This is a genomic window from Agrobacterium tumefaciens, from assembly GCF_009649785.1.
Lineage (GTDB): Bacteria > Pseudomonadota > Alphaproteobacteria > Rhizobiales > Rhizobiaceae > Agrobacterium > Agrobacterium tumefaciens.
Genome location: NZ_WJOK01000011.1, coordinates 87,717 through 110,986, shown reverse-complemented (window position 1 = coordinate 110,986; position 23,270 = coordinate 87,717). Strand labels below are relative to the sequence as shown.

Annotated in this window: 20 protein-coding genes and 2 pseudogenes; 11 read left to right on the top strand and 11 right to left on the bottom strand. The window is 56.1% G+C overall.

The genetic code is table 11. The features are described from left to right. Positions 1 to 75: 75 nt before the first annotated feature. Together GH784_RS13865 and GH784_RS13860 are read left to right on the top strand one after the other, a co-directional pair. Positions 76 to 1,014, top strand: a complete 939-nt coding sequence (locus tag GH784_RS13865) for an AraC family transcriptional regulator (protein WP_013637579.1) — start codon at positions 76 to 78, stop codon at positions 1,012 to 1,014. 342 nt (positions 1,015 to 1,356) lie between these two features. Continuing rightward, a complete protein-coding gene (locus GH784_RS13860; RefSeq protein ID WP_019565888.1) occupies positions 1,357 to 2,640 on the top strand; it encodes a RhtX/FptX family siderophore transporter in 1,284 nt (427 codons plus the stop codon). Positions 2,641 to 2,694: 54 nt separating this feature from the next. Here the strand turns inward: GH784_RS13860 and rhrA are convergent, their stop codons facing one another. Beyond that, the gene (gene rhrA / locus GH784_RS13855) at positions 2,695 to 3,654 is read right to left on the bottom strand and encodes a rhizobactin biosynthesis transcriptional regulator RhrA (protein ID WP_173998653.1); all 960 of its coding nucleotides are present in this window, start codon (positions 3,652 to 3,654) and stop codon (positions 2,695 to 2,697) included. Between the two features lie 161 nt (positions 3,655 to 3,815). Here rhrA and GH784_RS13850 point away from each other — a divergent pair, with 161 nt between their 5' ends. The 3 genes from GH784_RS13850 to htpG all read left to right on the top strand — a co-directional run bounded on the left by GH784_RS13850 (position 3,816) and on the right by htpG (position 8,772). Continuing rightward, positions 3,816 to 6,068: a TonB-dependent receptor gene (locus GH784_RS13850; protein WP_111796263.1), complete on the top strand. Its 2,253-nt coding sequence runs from the start codon at positions 3,816 to 3,818 to the stop codon at positions 6,066 to 6,068. 321 nt (positions 6,069 to 6,389) lie between these two features. Then, positions 6,390 to 6,647 carry a DUF4172 domain-containing protein gene (locus GH784_RS27735; protein WP_410170280.1) on the top strand — a complete coding sequence of 86 codons (258 nt, stop codon included), beginning with the start codon at positions 6,390 to 6,392 and terminating at the stop codon, positions 6,645 to 6,647. Positions 6,648 to 6,879: 232 nt separating this feature from the next. Further along, a complete protein-coding gene (gene htpG, locus GH784_RS13840) occupies positions 6,880 to 8,772 on the top strand; it encodes a molecular chaperone HtpG (RefSeq protein WP_112153490.1) in 1,893 nt (630 codons plus the stop codon). 297 nt (positions 8,773 to 9,069) lie between these two features. On the opposite strand, the gene GH784_RS13835 is transcribed toward htpG, so the two are convergent. The 3 genes from GH784_RS13835 to GH784_RS13825 form a co-directional block, all read right to left on the bottom strand. Next, complete coding sequence (locus GH784_RS13835) at positions 9,070 to 9,789, bottom strand: methyltransferase domain-containing protein (RefSeq protein ID WP_153793523.1); 720 nt, start codon at positions 9,787 to 9,789, stop codon at positions 9,070 to 9,072. A gap of 29 nt (positions 9,790 to 9,818) precedes the next feature. Then, positions 9,819 to 10,529 (bottom strand): YbhB/YbcL family Raf kinase inhibitor-like protein, encoded by a 711-nt coding sequence (locus GH784_RS13830; protein WP_112153441.1) that lies wholly within the window; start codon positions 10,527 to 10,529, stop codon positions 9,819 to 9,821. Between the two features lie 88 nt (positions 10,530 to 10,617). Continuing rightward, complete coding sequence (locus GH784_RS13825) at positions 10,618 to 11,511, bottom strand: helix-turn-helix domain-containing protein (RefSeq protein WP_112153440.1); 894 nt, start codon at positions 11,509 to 11,511, stop codon at positions 10,618 to 10,620. Between the two features lie 572 nt (positions 11,512 to 12,083). Here GH784_RS13825 and GH784_RS13820 point away from each other — a divergent pair. After that, entirely contained in the window at positions 12,084 to 13,937 is a 1,854-nt protein-coding gene (locus GH784_RS13820; RefSeq protein ID WP_111783841.1) for an ABC transporter ATP-binding protein, read from the top strand. Between the two features lie 883 nt (positions 13,938 to 14,820). Here GH784_RS13820 and GH784_RS13815 read toward each other — a convergent pair. Beyond that, a pseudogene (locus tag GH784_RS13815) lies at positions 14,821 to 15,165 on the bottom strand (arginase family protein); the annotation flags it as partial. 120 nt (positions 15,166 to 15,285) lie between these two features. Here GH784_RS13815 and xth point away from each other — a divergent pair. The 3 genes from xth (at position 15,286) to GH784_RS13800 (ending at position 17,515) form a co-directional block, all read left to right on the top strand. Further along, positions 15,286 to 16,086, top strand: a complete 801-nt coding sequence (xth, locus tag GH784_RS13810; protein ID WP_112153439.1) for an exodeoxyribonuclease III — start codon at positions 15,286 to 15,288, stop codon at positions 16,084 to 16,086. After that, complete coding sequence (locus GH784_RS13805) at positions 16,083 to 16,292, top strand: hypothetical protein (protein ID WP_035200757.1); 210 nt, start codon at positions 16,083 to 16,085, stop codon at positions 16,290 to 16,292. The genes xth and GH784_RS13805 overlap by 4 nt, the downstream gene beginning before the upstream one ends. 212 nt (positions 16,293 to 16,504) lie before the next feature. Then, the gene (locus tag GH784_RS13800; RefSeq protein ID WP_112153438.1) at positions 16,505 to 17,515 is read left to right on the top strand and encodes a serine protease family protein; all 1,011 of its coding nucleotides are present in this window, start codon (positions 16,505 to 16,507) and stop codon (positions 17,513 to 17,515) included. A 14-nt stretch (positions 17,516 to 17,529) separates the two neighbouring features. Here the strand turns inward: GH784_RS13800 and GH784_RS13795 are convergent, their stop codons facing one another. Then, a complete protein-coding gene (locus GH784_RS13795) occupies positions 17,530 to 17,793 on the bottom strand; it encodes a hypothetical protein (RefSeq protein WP_111783992.1) in 264 nt (87 codons plus the stop codon). A 230-nt stretch (positions 17,794 to 18,023) separates the two neighbouring features. Here GH784_RS13795 and GH784_RS13790 point away from each other — a divergent pair, with 230 nt between their 5' ends. Then, entirely contained in the window at positions 18,024 to 18,203 is a 180-nt protein-coding gene (locus tag GH784_RS13790; RefSeq protein ID WP_111791135.1) for a hypothetical protein, read from the top strand. Positions 18,204 to 18,698: 495 nt separating this feature from the next. Here the strand turns inward: GH784_RS13790 and GH784_RS13785 are convergent, their stop codons facing one another. After that, complete coding sequence (locus GH784_RS13785; RefSeq protein WP_112153437.1) at positions 18,699 to 20,111, bottom strand: ISNCY family transposase; 1,413 nt, start codon at positions 20,109 to 20,111, stop codon at positions 18,699 to 18,701. Positions 20,112 to 20,371: 260 nt separating this feature from the next. Between GH784_RS13785 and GH784_RS27420 the strand changes: the two genes are divergently transcribed. Continuing rightward, complete coding sequence (locus tag GH784_RS27420; protein ID WP_246670460.1) at positions 20,372 to 20,722, top strand: hypothetical protein; 351 nt, start codon at positions 20,372 to 20,374, stop codon at positions 20,720 to 20,722. Positions 20,723 to 20,803: 81 nt separating this feature from the next. Here GH784_RS27420 and GH784_RS27730 read toward each other — a convergent pair. From GH784_RS27730 to GH784_RS13765, 4 genes and pseudogenes are all read right to left on the bottom strand, one after another. Further along, positions 20,804 to 21,145 (bottom strand): annotated as a pseudogene (locus tag GH784_RS27730) (LD-carboxypeptidase); the annotation flags it as partial. Beyond that, positions 21,132 to 21,857, bottom strand: a complete 726-nt coding sequence (locus GH784_RS13775) for an alpha/beta fold hydrolase (protein WP_153793521.1) — start codon at positions 21,855 to 21,857, stop codon at positions 21,132 to 21,134. The pseudogene GH784_RS27730 and the gene GH784_RS13775, both read right to left, overlap by 14 nt. Continuing rightward, a complete protein-coding gene (locus GH784_RS13770; protein WP_003519291.1) occupies positions 21,854 to 22,336 on the bottom strand; it encodes a hypothetical protein in 483 nt (160 codons plus the stop codon). The genes GH784_RS13775 and GH784_RS13770 overlap by 4 nt, the downstream gene beginning before the upstream one ends. Positions 22,337 to 22,698: 362 nt before the next feature. Next, on the bottom strand, positions 22,699 to 22,998 hold the full coding sequence (locus GH784_RS13765) for a hypothetical protein (protein WP_003519293.1): 300 nt from the start codon (positions 22,996 to 22,998) through the stop codon (positions 22,699 to 22,701). Positions 22,999 to 23,270: the final 272 nt, after the last annotated feature.

The following is a 23,270-nucleotide window of genomic DNA, read 5'->3' as shown; positions in this document are numbered from 1 at the left end:
GGGCGCGTACTAGTTTGCCTCCGTCACAGAACTAGTATTATATTGACATTTGTGCGCTGTAACATGAGCAATTGAATGCCTATTGCATCAGACTTTCCTCAAACAGTCTCTGAGACTTTCACCGCCACGCGCGAGCAGATCGTCTTACCCGGAGGCGCTTCCTATCTGATCCGGAGGGACGACTATCCCAATCCGATCTGCATCTGGAACTATCATCCCGAATGGGAGATTCACTTCATCCCTGACGCTTCAGGATTTGCTTATGTGGGGGACTATATCGGCCCGTTTCGGCCCGGGCATCTGGTGCTCACCGGGACAAATCTGCCGCACAACTGGATCACACCCGGTGCACCGGCTTTGCCAGGCCGAGACATGGTCCTGCAATTCGACGCGGATGCCCTGATCGGTATTCGCGCAGTATGCCCTGAGTTCGAAGTGCTCCACCGGCTGAAGCCTCTGGCCCAACGGGGGATCGAGGTTCTGGGCGCCGACGCGCTCTTGATTGGAGCGAAGATTCTCGAGCTTCACGCGGTGGGACACCGTGGTGGGCTCGGGCTGTTTTTAGAGATACTGGAGGCAATCGAAGCGGCCACCGAAAAGAGGTTGCTCGCCAGCGAACACTTCATAGCGGTCTATAACCAGGTGTCGGACCGCAGGCACCGCCGGATCGACCAGGCAATCCAGATCCTGCAATCGGATCCTGGTGCGCAGATGCATGAAGTGGCTGCGATGGTTGGTTTCGAGCCGTCCGCCTTCTCGCGTGCCTTTCGGCGTCTAACCGGCATGAACTTTTCTGACTACAGCCGATCCGTCCGCGTCTGGCGAGCAAGAACCCTTCTCGCGGAGACCGAAATATCGATCACCGATATCTGTTTCGAGGCGGGCTTCAACAACCTGTCGAACTTCAATCGCTATTTCCGGATGGAGATGGGGCTCACGCCCCGGGCCTACCGAAAGGCCGCGCGCATAAGAGCCAAGTCTGTCATTGGAGGAGTGCCGGTTAAGTCCATTTAATGGTGGTCGCGCCGAGATATCATCGATCCCTGGGGCTGCAATCGGTTTTTATCGTATCACCGCCGCTTCGATATGTCGGCCTCTTCGCTCACAACAAAACTGGCATCTCCATGTCCCTGAACCAGTCTTGCGAGGGGGGTGGCAGCCGGCCGCTGCATTTGTTGCTTCAGCTCTGTCGCATCGAGCGGCTGTTCGCAATTGTCCTATTCGGGTTCGCCCATATCCAAGCATTTGCTTGCCGGTGAGATAAAGACGATTAAAAAATACTCCTGTTTACGCTCCGGGACAGACCGGCGTTTGAAGCGCTGAAAACCTTACCTGGGTCTGTGGTGTTCCGGGCTCATGAATTCGGTTCTTGCAATGGCCCAAATCGACGACGCGATTCCTGGCGACACCGTTTCGACTTCGACTTCGACGTTCGAGCGGCGGTTGATGTATGTGCTGGGCGGTCTTTACCTCGCTCAGGGGATACCGACGTATCTGCTTTTGGTGGCCCTGCCGCCGATCATGCGTGAGAGTGGGGCATCGCGCACGTCTATCGGGCTATTCTCGCTGCTGATGCTGCCGCTCATCCTGAAATTTGCGGTCGCACCGTTGGTGGATCGATGGTCTCCGTTACCCAAGCTTGGCCATCGCCGCGGCTGGGTTGTGCCGACCCAGCTTCTCGTCAGCGCCGGTATCGCTTCCATGACGCTGGTGGATCCGAGCGATGCCACGGTCCTTTTTGCAATCTGCATATCGATCACGCTTGTCTCCTCAATCCAGGATATTGCAACCGACGGCTACGCCGTAAGATGCCTGACCGACAAGACGCGCTCGCTGGGGAATGCCGTGCAGGCGGGTGCCGTAGCGCTGGGCGTAATCGTTGGCGGGACGGCGGCACTGGTGGTGTTTCATGTCGCTGGATGGCGCACGATGATACTGCTGGTAGCCGCGCTGTCGTTGCTGCCCCTTCTTGCAGCCCTGGCGATGCAGCCGGAAGCGCCCACGGTTGGCAAAGAAAAAAAGCGCGCAAGCCTTGCTGGTTTCTTCCGCCGTCCGAGTGCCTGGCTGATCCTCGGATTTGCGCTGACATACCGGGCGAGCGAAGGTCTCGTGCGCGGGATGGAAGGCACCTATCTGGTTGACAGCAAGGTCCCGGCTGACTGGATCGGTTACCTCTCTGGCGGAGCGGCGGCAACTGCGGGCCTGATCGGCGTGGGTATCGCTGCCTCCATTATCCGCAAGGTTGGCCTGACGACAACGCTCATCCTGCTGGGTGGCCTCAGAAGCTTGTGCTTCCTCGCCTTCACGCTGAATGCGTCCGGCGTCTGGCCCGGCATGTGGGTGGCGATGTCGGCCTCGGCATTCCAGACGCTGATCCGCTACATGGAGCTGGTAGCCATCTATTCATTCTTCATGAAGAACTCTTCGGACGATCAGCCAGGAACGGATTTTACCATTCTCACCTGTGCCGAACTGGTCGTCTACATGGTTGGTGCATCCGCAGCCGGCCTGGTTGCCGACCGGATGGGTTATTCCGCGCTGTTTTCGACGGCAACAGTTCTTTCGCTTGTCGGAATGGGACTTTCCGTCTGGTTCCTTGGAAGGATCGGACGCGGTTCAGGCGCGTCGTTACGGCGATGATGACAAGCGGCCGGAGTGACGCTTTCCAGCGGTGTCACGAGACGCCTTAATTCCTCACAGGTTTTTTGCCTCGTCAGGCGCCGTCATGCGGCGCAGGTCTGTAGGGCGTATTCCGTAGCGACTGCGGAAGGTGCGATTGAAATATGACAGGTCGTTGAAACCGACGCTGTAAACGATCTGGCTGATCGGAGTTGCGGTGTTCTCGGCAAGAATCAGGCTCTTGGCGAGCACCAGCCGCCGCTCCAGCACGTAGCGCGAAAAGGTCGTGCCTGTCCGACTGAAAAGTTTCTGGATCGCGCGCGGTGTGATGCCTTCGGTGCGCGCCACATCAGCGATCGAAAACGCACCGTCGGCAAGATTTTCCTCAACCATCGCCTTGATCGCTTCAATGCGGTTTTGCGGAACTGCCGAAGGCGCAACCTCGTTCCCATATCGGGCGAGAACGGGAAGCAGGGAGTAGAAGTGCGCCACCATCATGGTGGCATGCTCTTTGTCCTGATGGTCCTGTTGAAGAAGATATCCTGCATAGTGGGTCAACAACTGCAATGGCAGGCATTCTGCTGAAAAGGGCCGCAACAAGATCCGGTCGATCGACTTTCGTGCAAGGGTGAGGGCGGCATGGGGAAGATGGGCGCAGTCGAGGCGCCCGCCTTCTGGCAAAATAATTTCCGATGCCATATCCGTGGGAAGGATGATGACATCACGGGGTTCCAGTTCGAAAGTGTGCTTGCGATGATGGACGATTAAGGTTCCGTCAGTTGCACGCAACATCGCGATATCAGGCCTGCCGATCCCATGAGCTGTCAGTCGCAAGGGTGTTTTGGGCAGGTAAACGGTTGCGAGAGAAAGGTTTTCGTGTTTCCAGACAAGGCCGGTAACACCCGCCAGATCACCGTCTTCAACGGTGATCGTTGCTTCTCCCAACATGTCCAGAAGGATTGTGCGGCAGACCAGTCTGCTTTCTGGATCAGGTAGCGAGAGGGTTCCAAGTTTCAGGGGGCGGACTACTTCCATGAAAAATCAAACCTGTCTTTGCTGTTGATGTTCGCATCTATCCAAATCGGGTTCGTTCCCATCCAAGCCCGGCGGTTTCATAGCGCATAAAACATGATCAAAACAGTCTTGTATTTTCCGAGGGACGACTTGGAAGATATTTTTTGCGCATTGGGGGCGACATGATCGGAAAGTGGAATGTCGGCGTTAGTCTTGTGGCTATCGTCGTCGCAATCGGGGGCGGCAACAACGCCGTTCAGGCGCAGGATACGTCTCAGAACGCGCAATCAGACAATGGTTCTACGGTGCTGGAGCCGATCGTTGTAAGTGGCAACCGTATACCCCAGCAAATCTCGCGGACGGCGCGAACGATTTATGTCGTTGATGCACAGGCCATCGAGGCCGAAGCCCGTTCGGGCAAGTCGCTTCAGCAGATTCTTGCTGAGAGAGTTCCAAGTTTCGACCCCGCCAGCGAAGGTGCGCGCACAGCCTATGGCCAGAACCTGCGGGGACGCACGGCCCTCATTCTCATCGATGGTGTTTCGATGAACTCGGCGCGCTCCCTGAGCCGCCAATTCGATTCAATCGATCCGTTCAATGTCGAGCGTGTCGAGGTTCTGTCTGGCGCGACGGCAATCTACGGCGGCAATGCAACAGGTGGTGTCATCAACATCATCACGAAGAAGGGGAAAGATGCGCCGGACGGTTTGCGCGGTGAAGTGACGGCGGGCCTTGGCAGTGGCTTTGGCCGTACCCGTGACCTTGACCGCAACGGTGCAGGTGCCGTGACCTATAACAGCGAAAACTGGGATGCGCGTTTCTCCATCGCCGGCAACCAGACGGGAGGCTTTTACGACGGCTCCGGCACGATGCTCACCCCCGATATTACCCAGACTTCCACAGCATTCAACAAGCGCATCGATTTCATGGGTAGTGTCGGTTTGCAGATCGATGACGACAGGCGCCTTGAGGTGTCCGGCCAGTTTTATGACAGCGCCCAGGATTCGCCGTTCGGGCTTTATCTTGGCGCAGGCCTTGCCGGGATCCGCAATTCCAACCTGGTTGAAACGCGGGACGGATACCGATCGGATTTCGACCCGCGCACGCGCCGTACCATGGTAAACGCGACTTACACCGACAATGATTTCCTGGGGCAGGAACTGCTTCTGCAGGGCAGTTTCCGGCGGGAAGAAATCCGGTTCCACCCGTTTCCCGGTAGTGCGATTTTCTCCCCCTTCGTCTATTTCGGCGGCAGCTCGCAGGATACCGATTACTATAGCCTGAAGGCAGCGATGATCTCGGAGCCGCTGGACGGGCTTAAGGTGACATATGGCATCGACGCCGACCGGGATTCGCTGAGTTCCAAACAGAACGTCTTCGATTTCCTGACAGTCGCGACGACCGGTGCGATGGACTTCAGGACACGCGGCATTACCGGGCTTTATCCCGACATCGATGTCTCGACCCTGGCCGGTTTCATCCAGGGATCTTATGAGGCGACGGACCGGCTGACGGTCAACGGTGGTGTGCGTTATCAATATGTCACCACCGACGTATCGAGCTTCGCCGGCGCGGCACAGCAGGTCGCCGTTCTCAACCGGGTCGGCTCCTCTGTGGATCCCATTCCCGGCGGGGAAGTCAGCTACGATGCGGCTCTGTTTAACGCCGGCGCGACCTATGAGCTGACCGATACGCAGCAAATCTATGCCAATTTCGGCCAGGGTTTCGAGCTTCCTGACCCGGCAAAATACTACGGGATCGGTAGCTATAGGCTTGTCGGGGGCCGCTACGTCCTCCTGGACAGCGTCAATGTTGCCGACTCCGCACTCCAGGCGATCAAGACCAACTCTTTTGAAGTCGGTTATCGTTTCAATGACGATAGCTTCAGCTTCCAGACCGCGGCATATTACTCGCTCTCCAACCGATCCATCGAGTTGAACCGCACGACCCTGGCTGTTGATGTCGTTGATCGTGAGCGACGTGTCTATGGTCTGGAGGCCAGCGCCAGCGCGACACTGGATTACGGGTTTGATGTTGGCGCATCCGGTCACTGGGTGAAGTCGGAAATCAAGTCTGACGGTAACTGGGAGAAGGAAAGCATCGGTACCGCCAGTGTTTCCAAGCTCGGCAGTTATATTGGCTGGACGAAAGACAACTTCAACATCAAGCTGGCTGGGCAACATGCCTTCAATCTCAGCGACGACGACAGCCGGAAGATTGATGGTTACACCCTGTTCGATCTAACGGGTGCCTATCGCTTCGAAGCGCAGGACACAACGCTTCGCTTCGGCGTGATGAACCTGTTCGACAAGGATTACACAACCATATGGGGCGCGCGCGCCAACGCGCTTTATGGGGCTTTGGCCAATGAAGCCGTGTTCGACTACAAGGGACGCGGACGCACATTCGCCGTTTCATTGACGAAAGTTTTCTGATGGATCATCAGGGCGGCATGTGGCGGGGATATTTACTCCCGCCACGCGCCGCCAGGTCAGCGCAATGACCGGTCTGACCTGCTATGGTGCCTTCAATCTCCCATGGCTGCGGAACAGCGGGCTTATCGGGAGGGCGCGCGTTCTGGGCGCGGGCGCTGAAGGAGCAGCGGCAATTTCGATATTTCTAAGGCTCGCAGTGGTGGAAAGATCGCGGTTGCTGACATGTCGGCAATGCGTCAGGCATCGAGTGTCTGGAAGCCGCCCTGTTTGAATGTCTGTCTTCCATATCTCCCGCGCTTCGATTTCTGACGCTGTCGGACAATGGCCGGGCAGGGCTTCAAGACGAATTTGCGGCCCAACTTTACCGCATCTGCAATGTGGACCGATAGGATGGGGCAGACGCCCGTTCTCAGGAACGGCGAGGTTATCGGTGCTGTTCGCCATTTCAACGAGGACAACAGCAAACAACGTTGTATCGAGTTGCTGGGCGATGAAACGGTCAAGACTTCACAAGTTGAGGGGGAATTTATGGACCGCGTGAGTGTCCAGTCATCATTGCGCCGGAGTTTCGTTAGGTAACGGTTGTATCTCCGCTGATTTACCGGGAAAAACCTACCGAATGTCATCTTTTTTCGCAGCACTATTTGCGCGGAGGTTGTTGGCGCAATCTCAAAGGCTCACTGAAACTGAAAATCGGAAACAATCTAGTCGAAAGACGATCCAGGAACGCTGGCGCAAGCGCTGGATAGCGCTTGAAATATGACTCCGGAAAAACCATTTGACCGGCGATTTATGTGCAATGGAGGTATCAATGACGACCGTACAAGAGCGCCAGCCCGAGCAACACGTATTCGAAGCCGATGTCAGCCGACTTCTGCACATGATGGTGCATTCGGTCTACTCGGACAAAGATGTATTCCTGCGCGAATTGATCTCGAACGCGGCGGATGCCTGCGAAAAGCTGCGGTATGAGTCGATTTCCCAGCCGCAACTCTCGGCCGATGGGATCCAGCCGGGAATTCTCGTGACGCTCAATGAAGAGGCGCAGACACTCGTTGTCGAAGACAGCGGCATCGGCATGGACCGCGACGAGATGATCGACGCGCTCGGTACGATCGCGCGCTCGGGGACAAAAGCATTCATGGATCGGCTTGAGGCGGCCAAAGCTGGAGAGAAGGCGCAACTGATCGGCCAGTTCGGCGTCGGCTTCTATTCATCGTTCATGGTCGCTCACCGGGTCGAAGTAATCTCGCGCCGCGCCGGCAAGGACGAGGCCTGGAAATGGTCATCCGACGGCAAAGGAAGCTATGACATTGCTGCGGTCGATCCGGGACAAGCACCGACACGCGGTACTCGCGTCGTGTTACATCTCTTGGAAGATGCAAAGAAATATACGAGCAAATGGACGGTGGAGGAGATCATTCGAAACCAGTCCGGCCACGTCCCCGTACCTATCCGTCTGGTCGAGAAGGAGGGTGCCGAGCCCTCACAGGTATCCGATGGTGCAGCGCTCTGGATCAAGCAGAAGAACGAAATATCCAAGCAGGATTATGTCGATTTCTATCGGAGCGTTTCAGGCCAGTACGACGAGCCGCTGAGTAACGTCCATTTCCGCGCTGAGGGCCGACACGAATATACGACTCTTGCCTTTATACCCGGTTCTCAGCCATTCGATGTGTTTGATCCGGACCGACATGGTCGGATGAAGCTCTATGTGAAGCGCGTCTTCATAACCGATGATGCCGAACTGCTACCGCGCTATCTGCGCTTCGTCCGTGGCATCGTTGATACTTCGGATCTGCCGCTCAACATCTCCCGCGAGATGATCCAGGAAAGTCCGGTCCTCGCGGCCATCAAAAAGGGCGTGACGAGCCGGATCCTTTCCGCGCTGGAGAAGATGGCCGAGCACGACGGCGAGACGTTTGCCAAGTTCTGGGATATGTTCGGGGCTATTCTCAAGGAAGGCATCTACGAGGACTTCGAACGGCGCTCACAGTTGCTGAAGCTGGCACGCTTCCGCAGCACCGCATCGGGCGAGGCGACACGCAGCCTGGCTGACTACCTGGCCACGATGAAGGAAGGACAATCGGCGATCTACTATATTAGCGGCTCCACTTTGGACCAGCTGAAATCGTCGCCGCACCTTGAGGGTTTCCGGGCCAAAGGGATCGAAGTCCTCCTGCTTACAGATGGTGTCGATAACTTTTGGCCGACCAATGTGCCAGATTTTGAAGGCAAGCCATTTAAATCTGTCACCCAAGGTCTTGCCGATCTGAACACTGTTACCGGGGAGGGGGGCGCTGATGAGGCTGGCCGCCAAGCTTCTCCCGAGGTCGGAGCCTTCATCGATTTCGCGCGAAGCGCCCTCGGTGAGGAGGTTGCGGACGTGCGTATTTCTGATCGGTTGACCGAAAGTGCGGTCTGCCTTGTCGCGTCGGATTATGGCCCCGACCGCCAACTCGAAAAACTCCTGAAAGGCGCCGGGCGGTTGCAAACAACGTCGAAGCCGATCCTGGAGATCAATGGGCAGAGCGAACTTGTGAAAAACATTGCTTCAATAGACGATCAAGCGTTTCGCGAGGATGCTGCGTGGCTTTTGCTTGACGAAGCCCGCATCCTTGACGGGGACAAACCAGCCAACCCGCGCGCGTTCGCCGACCGGCAGGCCAGGTTATTTGCCCTTGCGATGAGATCCGGTAATTGACAAGCCTCGGCGAGGCGGCCTTTGGCTGCCTTGCCAACACTCGGCCGAAGAGGACGATTGGTGGTTGCCGATGTTGCGCAGGTTATCAATGAGTGTGACGGCGTTGTCTCAAATGATGCATCATGACAGCGCCAATTGCGCTCGGCACAGCCCCTTCAGTGCCGCTTTCTACCCTCTGGACGATGCAACTGCACTACAGAACCCACCATGAGTCATCACTGGAACTGTAAACTGCCGAGCCCGTTATAGAACCCCTGCAGATTTCATAAACCGCTGATGCCAGGTCTTGCTGCTATCTCAAAAGTTCGTAGTGGCTTGCGGCTCGCCCTGACGCCGACCACTGAGCACCGCGAAACGCCATGCTTTGAAGCTGCAGTCCACCTCGGAAAATCCCGTATCGTGCATCCATTGCAACTGGTTCTCGATAGGGGAGCAACGATCGTGGGACATCCGCTCGAGCGCTTTGGTGATTTCCTCTTCTGGTACGCCCAGCCTCCTGACCTGTTGCAGCCAGATTCGGGAGTAACGGGCCTCTACCTCGCAATCATGGCCGAGGACCTGCTCGGCGTTGACGAACAGGCCACCCTCCGACAAGGCGCTCCGAATTTCACCGAAGAAATGTTTTTTCGCTGCGTCTTCCAGATGATGGATCGCCAGCGCTGAGATGATGAGATCCCACGGACCGCCGAGTTCGGTATCTGACATGTCGGCCACGGCATAGCTAATGGCCGGATTGCCATCGAAGCGTTGCCGGGCCTGCTCGAGCATCTTTTCGGAGGCATCGACGAGGTGGATCTGGGCATCGGGGTGGCGGGCCAGCAGCATTGCCGTGAAAAGGCCAGTGCCAGCGCCAAGATCGAGCACACGCAGTTTCTCGGCGTCCCGCCAGTCGTCGATCAAGTCGAGCGCTGTCCCGTAAAACGTATCGAAACAGGGAATAAGGCCGCGCCGAATTGCGTCGTAGCCGGATGCATCCCGATTGAACACGGGTAAGGACGAAACATTTATCGGTGCCATGGTGTGTCTGAACCTTTCGGGATTGTGATCTACTTCGCCGTGGCGGCGGGGATCAGGCTCGGGTTCAATGAATATGTCGCTGTCGCCTCGCCGCTTGCAAGGATGTGGCCAGCCATGGCTTTTTCCACGTCTTCGCCAGTGAACGGCCCGGCAAGGCCCAGTGTCGCAACGTCAAGCGCGACCACCTCAAGGATGTAGCGGTGAACGCGCTGATCGTTTATGGGCGGGCAGGGGCCGTCGTAACCGCCATAGGTGCCTGCCATGCCATCAGTTTTGGCCAGAAAACTCGTATAGACATTGGCGCCGCGCAGTCCGTGTGGTGTCAGTCCGACCGGCTTGCCGCCCACCACTAGACCCTCGCTTTCCGTACCTTCGCCGATGGACATGATGCCGGCGGGAATATCGGCCAAAACCCAGTGGAAAACGTTGATCCGCGGCGCGTCGTCTGGAATCGTGGTACCAGGTTTATTGATGAGGCTAAAATCGAGTGGTACGTCCGGATCGGTCATCAGTAACACATAAGATCTGGTGCCCTCTGGGCCTGCCGACCATGAGACCCCCGGGCTCACGTCCTTCGCCCCTTTTCCGGGCGGGCAGAAGGCGGCGGAATCTGAAAACCGGCCAGAACCGTCAAGCCCTTCGATCTTTACGGACAGCGTGGAGTCCGCGGCCATGGGCGCTGTCGCCGAAAATGCGGCGGCCACAATGGCGGCGCATATGCTTCTTTTATTCCTGTTCATCTCGTCTCGCCTGGTTGATTTCAGTCGAGCATAGGGAACGATGCCAGTGCGGGTGGGCCCGATCTGATCAGCAATGAGCCTGAAGCGGTCAGGCTAATGGTTTTTTACGTGCCCTGCGAACGGTCGAAGGAGCCTGTCCGAAGGCATCCTGGAAGTGCCGCGAGAAGTGTGAACGCGATGCGTAGCCGGTAGCGGCTATTGCGTCGGCGACATCGGCATCCCGATCCGAGAGTATGAGGTAAGCGGCATGCATTCTTTCGGTGAGCAGCAGCGCGCGTAGTGAGTGGTTTTCGTCCCGTAGTCGCCGCCGCAGGGTGGCTTCTGACATCGACAGGGACGCAGCGACCGCGGCGGTTGACCACGCGTGATCGAGCCGGTGGCGGATCAGGAGGCGCACTGCTTCTGTGACTGAGCGGTCGACATATTTGGGCATCAATGGCAGCGCACCTTGTTCGGCCAGGATAAGCAGAACCTCGAGAACACGGTGATCTACGACGCGCCGGGAAAGGTCGAGCGCACCCGCCAGCGCCTCGCCACTATGGATGATTGCCGAGCAGAGCGTCGGACTGATCGTGATGGGCGAGCCGAGGGGTATGTCGCGCTTGGTGAGTTGCGGCCAAAGGCGTGCCGCCTCAATGACCAGGGTGCGAGAGAAGCGGACGAAGAGGGCGCGATAGACGCCAGTATCGGCATCTGGTTCATTGACAACATCAACCTCCGCACCGGCCGGCAGCACGAAGGCGTCGCCGGCGTGGTAGATATTGCGTTCCGCGCCCCACAGCACTTCTTTGCGGCCTTCGATGACAATGACGAGGCCGGCTGCGGGCATGCTGAGCTCGGAAATGGTTTCCCTGTGACGGGCGACGAAGGCCGAGATGGACGGTGGATCTTCGTTTTCGAGCATCAAGCGCGTGTCGCGCTCGGCCAGCGGGCGAAGGGCATCGACGAGACGCCGCCGTAGTGTTTTGTCGCTGTCACGCATTGAACAAGCTATCTCGAAATTGGATCAGGCGTCATTGCTATGTTGAAATCAAGTCGCTGTCGATACGCAGCCGAAGGGCGCTGAAAACGGAAAAGGTAACGTCTGCCATTGGCGATCCTTTGGAGGGCTACAACGTCTGAGATGGTCGGATATTGCAAGCCGGCAAAGCGCCGTTATCTTGGTCGTGGAGGTTGTCATCGCGCGCCTGAACGCAGAGTGCTGGACGCCTTAACGGTTGGAATTACGTTCAGAAGCAGTCAAAGTGTTCACTGCGTTTGACGGCAGCTATTTCACTCTCGCCGCCATAAATCAGACAGTCCGGTCCCGGCCCAAGGCGAAAATAACTTTCGTTTTGGACCGTCGGGTCGCCCATTCGTTCCGGCAGAGGTGCATCCCAAAGCGGTCACTTATGTTTCGGAATGATGGAGATGCTGGTCGAGAAGTGTTGGATTCGTGGCGTTGGCTCGTGCCGGACGTCGGCTTAGGGAACGAGGTCATAATTGATGCCGTCGCAGAAATGCTAAAATATGCCGAGACCCTCTGATCTTTCCTCAATTGGAGTTCGAGCCCTGATGTCGATTTCCGATACGATCTATCGACCCTTTGAAACGCTGATCCAACCCCTCGACATCCCCTATCAGCCGTTGCCCGCGAAAGGCCCGGTGGCTGTTCTCCTGCACTTCATCCGGATGTTCCGCGGCATCTTGCTCGTGCTCGCCCTTTCCACAATGGCAATCGAGGCCATGAATCTGACGATTATTTGGGGACTATCGGTCATCGTTGATGGCGTGACGCAACAGGGCGCAAGCGCCTTCCTGCACAATGAATGGTTGCTTCTGACCTTGCTTGGCCTGATGCTGTTTCCCGCAATCCCGCTTGGTTCCTTTCTCGTCAACACGCTGAACTCGCATACGCTTGGCATTGGTATGCCTGCCGCCATTCAGTGGCAGGGCCACAAGGCGGTGGAGCGGCAGGATCTGGCCTTTTTCCATGATCTCTATGCTGGTCAGGTCGCCTCACGTCTGCAGCAGGTGGCCTCTGCCGTGCAGCAGCAGATCATATCGGCCTTCCAGTCCATCCCGCGCTTCGTGATGCAAATGGCTGGGTCGGTCATTCTCTTGAGCGCTCTCTCCTGGCAGCTCGCCTTGCCGACCATCGTCTGGATCACGCTTAACGTTCTGCTCGCTATCAGGCTGGCACCTGTATTTACCGAGCGCTCGCGCCGTTCCGCCAAGCGGCGCAGCCTGATTTCTGGCGCGATCACCGATCTCTACGGCAATATGCAGATGGTGAAGCAGTTTGCCGCCGAAGACAGCGAGGCGGGCGCTATCCGCGGCATTATTGCCAAGGCCATCAGTGCCCAACAAAGTGAACAGCGGATCTACCGCACCTCGGAGGTCATAGTCGTTGTCCTCAACATGATGCACTGGCTGGCGATACTCTCGATCGGATTTACCGGGCTTGTCGATGGTTTCGTCACGATCGGCGAATTCACGGCTGCCGTTTACGTCCTCAGCCGGCTGTCTGCTCACACCTTCACGTTCCTACAGATGGGCCAACAGATCTTCCAGGCAGTCGGTACGATCAAGGACGCCATGCCCGTCATGACGACACCGCCCACCATCACCGATCGTCCAGACGCAGCGGATCTTACCATTCGCCATGGCGAAATCCGTTTCGAGAACGTCCGTTTCGCCTACAAGACTGGCAAGCCGGTTATCGATGATCTCTCGCTGACGATCCGTCCCGGTGAAAAGGTTGGACTCGTCGGGCTATCGGGGGCTGGCAAGACCACACTCGCCAACCTCCTGCTGCGCTTCTACGATATCCAGGACGGCGCGATCCTGATCGACGACAAGGATATTCGCTCGGTCACCCAATCAAGTCTGCGCCGCGTGATTGGCGTTATAGCCCAGGATGTGTCGCTGCTGCATCGTTCGGTCGGCGATAATATCCGCTATGGGCGACCGGAGGCGAGCGCGCAGGAGGTGGAAGATGTCGCCAGAATGGCTGCTGCCGACACCTTCATAACAGAACTCTCCGATAGCGATGGCCGCAAGGGCTACGACGCCTACGTCGGTGACCGCGGCATCAAACTGTCCGGCGGCCAACGCCAGCGTGTCGCGATCGCCCGCGTTCTCCTGAAAAACGCTCCGATCCTGATCCTGGATGAAGCAACTTCGGCCCTCGACAGTGAATCCGAAGCCGCGATTCAGGAGAAACTTGATCTTTTGATGCAAGGCAAGACGGTTATCGCCATTGCCCACCGCCTATCGACCATCTCCAGCATGGACCGCATCGTCGTGCTCGAAAACGGCCGCATAATAGAGGAAGGCCCGCCGGGGGAGTTAATTGAAACCAATGGTCTTTTCGCGCGGCTGTGGCAGCGGCAGACGGGTGGATTTATTCCTGACGACATCAACTGAACTCGCCTTTGCGGTAAAACCCCAGTTACTCGCGACGCATTCCGGAATTGTTTGCTGAACAGATGGTCTGCTTCACGGTGAATAGTGTTCCTTGTCCAAAGGGCAGCGGACAGTGCCAGAGTCGTCGTCGGCTCCCTGTTTAACCTGAGCGTCGCGCGTTCTTCCTCCGGCCAATCGCGGCCGAAGGAGAACTCAAATCGATATCGCAAGTATGATCCTGCTGGATTGGGGCGACCAGCACCGCATAAAGCTCTCACTGGGCGGGATTGGCCCCGCCGAATTCCGCCGGAATCTCGGAATTGCAGCATAAGCCGTCCAAGAATTTGTCCGCACCTCCAAGGGGTCGATGTTCCTTGCTGATTTACAGGCGCTGTGTCTTCCTAAGGTCCTGCGACTGATATGGGTCAATGGCGGGTAGCTGATATTTCTCTTTATTAATGGACGCGCTGCACCGAGATGAAAATGTAGAAACGGAGAAATTCTTTTGGACTCTGGAGTTGCTCTTCTGCATGGAGGATTTCGAGCAGGTATACCCGCATGACACTATGAGGTGCGACCTATTCACCGCCACGCCTGGCCGATTAAAGCTATTTTCCGGCACGCGTCATGCTAGCAGCCTGATGAGGTCACTATCTGCATCCTGGCCACGTACGTCGAAACGGGAGAGCCCGCGCTCACGCAAGCGGGCTCTGTATTTTTGAACTTCGCGTCTGTGAGCTGGCCACCGTACGCTCCTAGCTATTCCCAGTGATACACACGGGAATATCTTGTCCTGCAAGGCTTGCTCCTCGTGTCGCGTTGTGGCTCCGATAATGTCCAGGTCGACGGTTCAAGGCGTTTAAGCTTTCTCAGGCGTTGGTTGGCAGACCGCCTAGGTGCAGTTTCATTTGCCTGAGGCAATCGCCGGGCTGAGGCGGATCAAACTAAGGATCTCAAAGAGCATTTGGGCGCCGATATGGGCGGTATTGGTGGTTGTGTCATATTGTGGAGCGACCTCAACGACATCGCCACCGACGAAATCCACGCCCTTCAGTCCGTGAAGAATGTCGAGCGCCTGCCGGCTGGTGGGCCCCCCGATTTCTGGCGGCCCAGTGCCCGGCGCGAAGGCCGGATCGAGGCTATCGATATCGAAGGACAAATAGGTCGGGCCATCGCCAACCACTGCGCGCGCCTTTTCGATGATGGCGTCAATGCCCATCCTGCCAAGATCTTCAGCATGGATCAGTGAATGCAACCTCTAGGGGGTAGTCATTTCAGGAAGTTTAATCTCCCTGTCCGCTGACAAGCGCCACGAGGCCAAGCACGACGCAAAGCCGGGCGAGGGCGATAAAGGCGACCAAAAGCGCAAGTGAAGGTCGCCACGTTTAATGTCAACGGCGTGAACGGTCTGCTCGAGGTGCTGCTTCGCTGGCTAGCCGAGGCGGCTCCGGATGCTGTCGTGCTCCAGGAACTGAAGGCGCCTGATGCCAGGTTTCCGGTTAAGGAGATCGAGAAATCCGGATACGGGGCTGTGTGGCACGGCCAAAAGTCCTGGAACGGCGTCGCGATACTCGCCCGCGGTCAGGATCCTCTGCTTACGAGGAAAGGGCTTCCGGGTGATCCGGAAGACGATCAGAGCCGATACATCGAGGCAGTCGTCGACGGCATCGTGTTAGGCGGCCTTTACCTGCCGAACGGCAATCCTTATCCCGGCCCGAAATTCGACTACAAGCTTCGCTGGTTCAAGCGCCTGCACGATTATGCAACCGAATTGCTAGAGCTAGAAGTGCCTGTCATCCTGGCGGGGGACTACAATGTCATCCCGACGGAGCTTGATGTCTACAAGCCGGAGCGGTGGAGGGATGATGGGCTCTTCCGCATCGAGGTGCGTGAAGCTTTTCGCGAGCTGGTAGAGCAGGGCTGGACCGACGCTCTCCGGCAGCTCCATCCGGGAGAACGCATCTACACGTTCTGGGACTATTTCCGAAACGCCTATGGCCGCGATGCCGGATTGTGTTTGGATCACTTCCTTCTAAGTCCTGATCTTACGAAGCGTCTATCCAAGGCTGAGGTCGACCGACATGTGCGTGGGTGGGAGCACACCAGCGACCACGCGCCAGTCTGGATCGAACTTTCCGACAAGCCAATCAAACGGAGGAATAAGAGATGAACAGCGAATGGCGAGCCGATCTTCGGTTGGAACTTGAGGGCCTTATCGACAGGTTTGTCGTCCAAGGCGTTGACCATGAGGACGTTCTCAAGGTCGCTCGTGAGCGGATCGTTGAGCTCGAGAAATCTCGCCACGTGGATCCCGATCCCGCAGAGGATGAAGCCGTAGTCGATGAACCCGCGAACGATTGGCCTGCTGCCACCTGATCGTTCGCATTTTATTAAGGGCCGTCGTCTCTGCAAACACTCCAACTGTCACAGATCAGAAAAGGAAATCCCGATATGGATGGTATGTCTGTAATGGAGCGGGTTGGGCTGGTGTGGGCGTACCGCCACTGATTTTCCCGCTGGAAAACACAATCGAGGTGTATCAATATATGGAAGTTTCTGCACGATAGTACTTGAAGGATAAGCTTTCGATGAAGGTTGTCGTTATACTTGCTCTGTTATGCGCCACGCCGGCTTATGCAGAAGTGAAATGGGAAGGCTTCAAGGACGTTAACGGAAATCCGCAGATCGTTGATCAAAAGCTCGCTGACTCAGTCGTGCGGGTCTTCAGTGTCGGATCGGTGCACAAGAGTACTGATAAGCCGGTAAAAACAGTCGACGTTAGTAAGGTTCGCAAATTTAGCGCCGAAGATTTGGATGCTTCAACCGAAGATTTATTTGCTAAAAATTTAGAAAATATTCAAATTGAGAGTTGCCGCAAGCAAGACCTAAGGAAATGTCCCATTATGTCGGTATATACCAGTTTTTCGGGGCATTTTGACAAGGGTCGCATACTTAAGACTTGCCGCCACCCTTTCCACAATTGGTTGATCTGGGCCTCCAAAGCCAACAATCGCAAAATTGGAACGTTTTCTCCGCCGATGGCTATAACTGACAGGCATGCGAAAGCCGTTTACAACTCGGCCGTGGTCTCGTTTGAAGATATGCTGCAATTTACGATGATAAACACCTCGGCGAAGCTAAATTTTATTTTAGGAGATCGTATAGAAGATCTGTCAAAAGCAGATAAAAATGCGTATTTGTCGACCGACTATGCGGAACTCGAATCTAGAAACGCATTGATGCCTTCAATTACTCAGGATTACGATGCAGACGTAGGCGACTTAGATTTGGACGAAGACATATATTTGATTGGATACTCCGGCAAAACGGAAATGTTCAGCAACCAGTCTTCCAATGCCGTTGGCGGAAAATTGGTGGCAACAAGCGGACGTATCAAAATAAATTTTGAAAAAGAAAATTCAGTTGGGGCATCAAATGTTACTTTCGGCGGAATGAGCGGCGGCGTACTCGTCCACTCTTGGGGAACGATTATAGGGACAAGCTGTGGGTGGGTTAACTATAAAGGCAAAGAGAAGTTAGCGGTGTCTATGTTTAACGACCATGCTGCGATCAACGAGATGTGGTCGAAACTACCGTAGTTTTATCGAGTCGTTTAACGTCTTGTGAATTTGTTGACCGCGAAACCGACCGCCGCGCCGATGGCAGTTACGATAAGCATATGGTCGATGAGTTCGGTCTTTACGACTGCGAAGTCCTGAACCACAGGCTGCCACAGAAATTCAATTGGCGCTTTTTCTCCGATAAGCGGAAGCTTGGGGCGCGTCAGAAAACCTACCGAAAAGCCCGCGAGACTGCCAATTGATGTAGCGCAAATCGGGTAAATTCTCGGCCGGAGACCAAGCTTTGAATGGGCCATTTAGTATTTCTCCTTTGTCGACGCTCTAACTGCTTGCTGAGGACTGATAGTAGTGGAGCGCGATGCGCGTAAGCTACCTGACGGAGAAAGCTGAATGCAACTGGCATATACTCTGTATCCGGTCGGTCAACCAGTCGTCGGTAGATGGGCAGCTCCATGACTTGGGAGGAAGCGCTCGTGAAGCTCTGCGGGGAAACTCTCACTCGATCGACGTCGAAGTGGCGGTGAAGATGCCGTCGAGTAGTCCGAGCGTAATCCGTGGCATCGTGCAGCCTTTCGATTGGACCGTCCTTGCCAAGGTACCGATCTCGGCCAACTTTCTGTCAGCGACCGTTCAGGTTCAGACGAATCTTGGTGAAACCGTCGCAGCCAAGTTCATCCGTGTGCGTGCTTTGCCGCTGGCAGCGTAACATACGCGGCCCCGGCAATGGGCCGCGTATGAGGTTAGGTGGTACTGCCACGTTGGCATTCAATCAGTCAGTGATACGCTCTAGTCGTCTTTGCCAGCTTCACATTGGAGCCCCTAAACCTCGTTATGGCTTCACTGCCTCGAAATACTGGCCCGACGTTTCTCCCCAAATGAGAAAAATGCAATTGATCGAAACTTGGCGGGGCATCGTCCAGAAGGCCGCGACGAGAGTGGAGAAGCACGCATATCCATCACATGGTAATGGGCGAGCTTGCACCCCGTTCAAGGCTGCCGCTGAAACGTCTCATCAGGACATCCGCATTCACACGGATTGCAGACTCATTGCGCACTAGCCGCTCTGTCGTGGCGAACAGCATCCCGATCCGCACGTGCGCCCTCTCCAGGAATGGCTTCCTGGCTAATCTGTTGAAAACTACCTGCCGGACGCTGGAGAAGCTAACCCAAGTGCACCATACCCGCGCTTTAGGGTAGGGGATCACCTTCCTTCTTGCAAATGAGCCATGAACACCTCGGCCGGCGTCCTGTATCCAAGGCATTTGCGCGGTTGATCGTTGATATGACGCGTGAGGTGGAGAAGGTCGCGCTGTGACACGACTGCCAGGTCTGTGCTGCCTGGCAGGAAGCGTCGAATTCGCTTGTTGGTATTCTCGACGGTCCCTTTTTGCCAAGGCGCGCTTGGGTCGCAAAACCAGCTGCACGCACCGAGCCGCTTGTTCTCGGTGATCGCCGCATGCGTGACCCGCTGATCCTTGTCGAATACCGTATAGGGCAGGGAGTACCCTCTCCAGCGCACGTCCAGTCGATCATCCGCATAGGCATAGGTCTCAACATATTTACCAACAAGGCCGCGCGTGACGTCGGTCTCCTCCAGCATGATGCGTTTGCGTTCATAGGAGAATGTCAGCTGTGATCCAACATAACGCTGTTCACGCTTGCAAAGGACATCGGATAACCGATCCGGTGCGAGGTTCACCGGTCGGTGCAGGTCATCAGATCGGGCAGGGACGACCGCAAATCGTGCGTTATAATCCTCCATGAAGTCAGGCAAAAATGCATTACCGGCGTCCATCGTGTCGATGCCAGCCAATCGCAAGTCCTTGACCAGCCGATCCTGCAATGTTCGGTTCATCCGTTCCACACGGCCCTTCGCCTGGCTTGAATTTGCACAGAGAATCTCGATATTTAACTCACACAGCGCCCGCCCGAACTGGGTCATTCCCTGGCCACCTTTGGCGTCCTTCTTTGCCACCCGGAACACCGAATGCTTGTCGGAATAGAAGGCAATCGGCGCGCCGTGACGCTTGAGATAAAGCGCCAGCGCCTCGAAGTAGGTGAAGGCGCTCTCGGAACGCACAAAACGCAACTGCATCAACCTGCCGGTCGCGTCGTCGACGAACACCAGCAACGAACACGCTGGCCCGCGATCCTCAAACCAACGGTGCTCAGAACCATCAATCTGCACCAGCTCGCCATAGGCCTCACGTCGAAGTCGCGGCTGGTGAAACGTCCGCCGCTGCTTGCGCGACAACCAAAGTCCAGCATCGACCATCCAGTTGCGAACCGTCTCACGCGAGACCTGCAGGCCATCACGCTCGGCAAGCTTCTCGGTCGCCAGGGTCGGTCCGAAATCCGCATAACTCTCCCGAACGAGCGCCACAGCGTAGTCGCGAATACCATCATTGATCCGGTTGTTCGACGGTCGACCAATGGCCTTGTGCCGGATCGAGGCTGCACCGTCAGTGCGCATTCGGTCCAGGAGGCGGCGGACCTGGCGCTCGCTCAGATCGAGAACATGTGCCGCTGATACCATCGTCATTCGGCCGGCCATGACTTTCGACAAAACCTCGATCCGCTGCAGATCGCGCTCGCTCATCGTAATCAATCCCATCTGCAATCTCCCAGACGTCAATCAGACCCGGGGAGTGTGACATTCCAACTTTGCAGAAACAGGACACTTTAACTTTGCGGCTACAACTGATAATCGCATAACATATATTATGGAACTTCCATGCGGTTTTAAGAGTGTTGCTTTTTGGGCCTGAACCGCCGTTTACGCTGTTGTAGATTTCCTCGATAAAGTGCGGTCTCGGCTGTTGCTTTTAAGTGTGAGTATGCAACGTTCGCGTCAGTCTCTGAACGCGGGTTCCCATGCCATTCAATCTTGCCTCATCATCGATACCGCCGACGATCTCCGGCATGGCTAGCGTGGGACCGTCCGGCGTTCCGCGCTTCTGGGCCACGATCTGGTCGGACGTACTCAAGACGAGCATCGAGCCCTCGACAAGGCGAAAGCATCTTGCGGCGCTGGACAGGCTCTATGCGGCCGTCGAACGCCAGCATGGCCGCGACTGTCTTGATTGGTTGACCGCCTATGAGCGTACCGGTGACCTTTCCGGACGTCGTCAAATTAGCGGTTGGCTCGCCTTCGTGAGAATGAACAAGGGTATCTTCTGTCGACGAGATAGCCGTTTCGAACGATCTGGAAGAGGTCTCACCTGATTGAACCGGACTCCATGCTGCGCCATGTATTCCTGGCACTGAACACTGCTTCCAGATCGCCAAGTGAAGGATCGTGATCTCGCTGAAGCCGATCAGGACCTTTGGGTTCGCACGTATGGCAGCGAAGTCGACACCATCCGCAATACGGTAGGCCCCCTTTCCGCCCCTCGTCGCGATGATGGCTCGAACGGTCTGATCCCTGATGGCGTCGTTGAGGTCTGCGAGACGGTCTTCGTCTCGACCGGCTAGGTACCCGTATCGGTCAAGGGCATAGGCTCCCACTTGCGGTTTGAGGCCGAGTCCCGCAAGGAATGTGAGGCAGCTTTGCACGTCAGCTTCATCTGGGAGACTTGCCGGTGAAACCAACCGGACGATGTCTCCGACAGCTAGCGGTGCCAACTTTGGCGTCTTAGTCGATTCCATTGTTACCTCGGCTCCAGCCCGAAGGAGTCAATTGGTCAATTAGGTGTTTGATTATCGAATTGAGTGCGGCGGGTCGTTCCATCGGCACGTAATGTCCACAATCCGGAATGACGTGCAGATAGCCATTGTAGGCCGAGGCTGCTTGGTTCACGCTTGTGGTCGTCCCTGGCAATACGTCCGCGTCGCCCGTAACGACATGCACAGGGCCACGGAATGTGGAAAGGACGTCGCCCCTGCTTTGGCGGCTATGGAATGCCCTGACGCCTCGCACTACGTCCTCAAGCGGCTGACGCATAAGAATACCCTCCGCTTCAGCGATGATCTCAGGGGAAGTGCTTGGGGAAAAAGCGGGCTTCCACCATTCGGCCCACGCAGCCTTCAGCCCCATCCGCTGGAGGTCATCGGCGTAGGTTAGGTTCACCCTTGAATCCACCCGCCTTGCAGCTTTCGTCCCTATGATGATCAACCCGGCGACACGATCCGGCGCAAGCGCTGCAACCTCCAAGGCACATGAGCCGCCAACCGAGCAGCCGACGACGATCAGTTTGTTACCCATCGGGAGTTTTAGGGCCTCAGCAGCCCAGTCTTGGACGCAATCACCGAAACCATAAAGCGTTGGCGCATACGTTGCACCTGGCAGGAGGTTGAGTTGGGCTGCCCACATCGATCCATCCAACGGCAGCGCGTGGAGTAAAAGGAGTTCCGGCCTCATGCGGACGGCTCCAACGCTTGCGGGTCACGCCAGCGATGCGGCTGCGTGTCGTTGTGGAGATCGCGATATCGCTTGAGATTGTTGGCAGCTACGACCGAAATCGGCTGCCCGCAAACGTCCACCAAAGCCTTATGCAGCAACGGAGTATTCCACCGGAAAGGAACGTCGCCCCAGAAAAGCGTAATTGGCCCCTCTCGCTCTTGAACCAAAGTTATCTCGCACAGCGTGCCATAAAAGCGAAAAGCTCGTTTGTGCCGGAAGCGCTTCAGCGGAACCTCTTCGAACTCAGGAATGTCTCGAAGCTTGGAATCCAGTTCTTTAAAGGTCTCGTTGCGATAGAGCATGTCGATATCACCGTGAGCGGAGGGCTTGCGGAGCCCCAAAACTTCCTCCGCCCAACCGCCAAAGAGATCGCAGATAATCTCTAAACTTCGCAGCTTGGCTACAACGACGGCGACTTTCTCTCGGGTATTCTCCATTGATCTGCCGATCCCGCGTCGAGTTGTCTTTGTGCTGATGGTCGCCGTTCAGGACTTCCGGGTCAATGACGTTTTATGCGCGGGCGTAAAGCAACAAAGAGATGGAAAACGGGTGCGCAACACCAGTTTTGAGCTAGGGCCGTCGTAAGCCCTTGCTCTACCGCGCATCACGACCACTCACTCACCCAGCTTCAAGGCCGAAACCGCACTCTTTGGAACTTAATTTGTCGAAAAGGCGATGTTCTTTCAATCCTGACTGGACCTAAGCGATACGCGCAGGTGCAAACGGTGAGTGGTTCTATAAGTCGTCACCTTGGGCATTCTTCCGATCCGGACCATCGAAGCGCTTTCAGGACGAGCAGTTATGAAAGGTTTTCTCCGTAAAAAAGCACCATTACAGTGAAGACGAGAACACCAAAGCCTGCCAGGCCGAAAGCGCGAAAAGAGGAAGCTCGGCCTTTCTTAAGCAGCGCTGCCACAAAAGCGCACAGAGACCAGAGTGCCGTGAAAATTATCAATAACCAGGAATACACAAACGGACCAAGGTCGTAGCCTCCCCCGCCGATTGATGGTGCAGAACTTGTATCGACTTGAGCTGCTATCAGAACCGACACAGGGACAGCGAGCATCAGCAGCCAAATATAGAGCGACTTGTGTTTCATACGGTTTAAAATCGCCTTCTTTTGGAGGTCGATTAGCCAGTTCTGGCGTATATGTTTGACCCGGTGTGGCTCGTCAATGTAGTTGCTCTACTAGACTGCGCGGCGAACGCCAAGAGAGCTTCCCATCCCCGGCAGGAACAACCGAATATCACATCCTTAACCGATCCCCTGAGACGACCGCATCCCCGAAGGGTCGAAGTGTTGGAAGCTCATCCGTTACTCCTAGCGCGATATGGTTTGCTGGATGCTTGCGACATCGCGCTTCATGATTG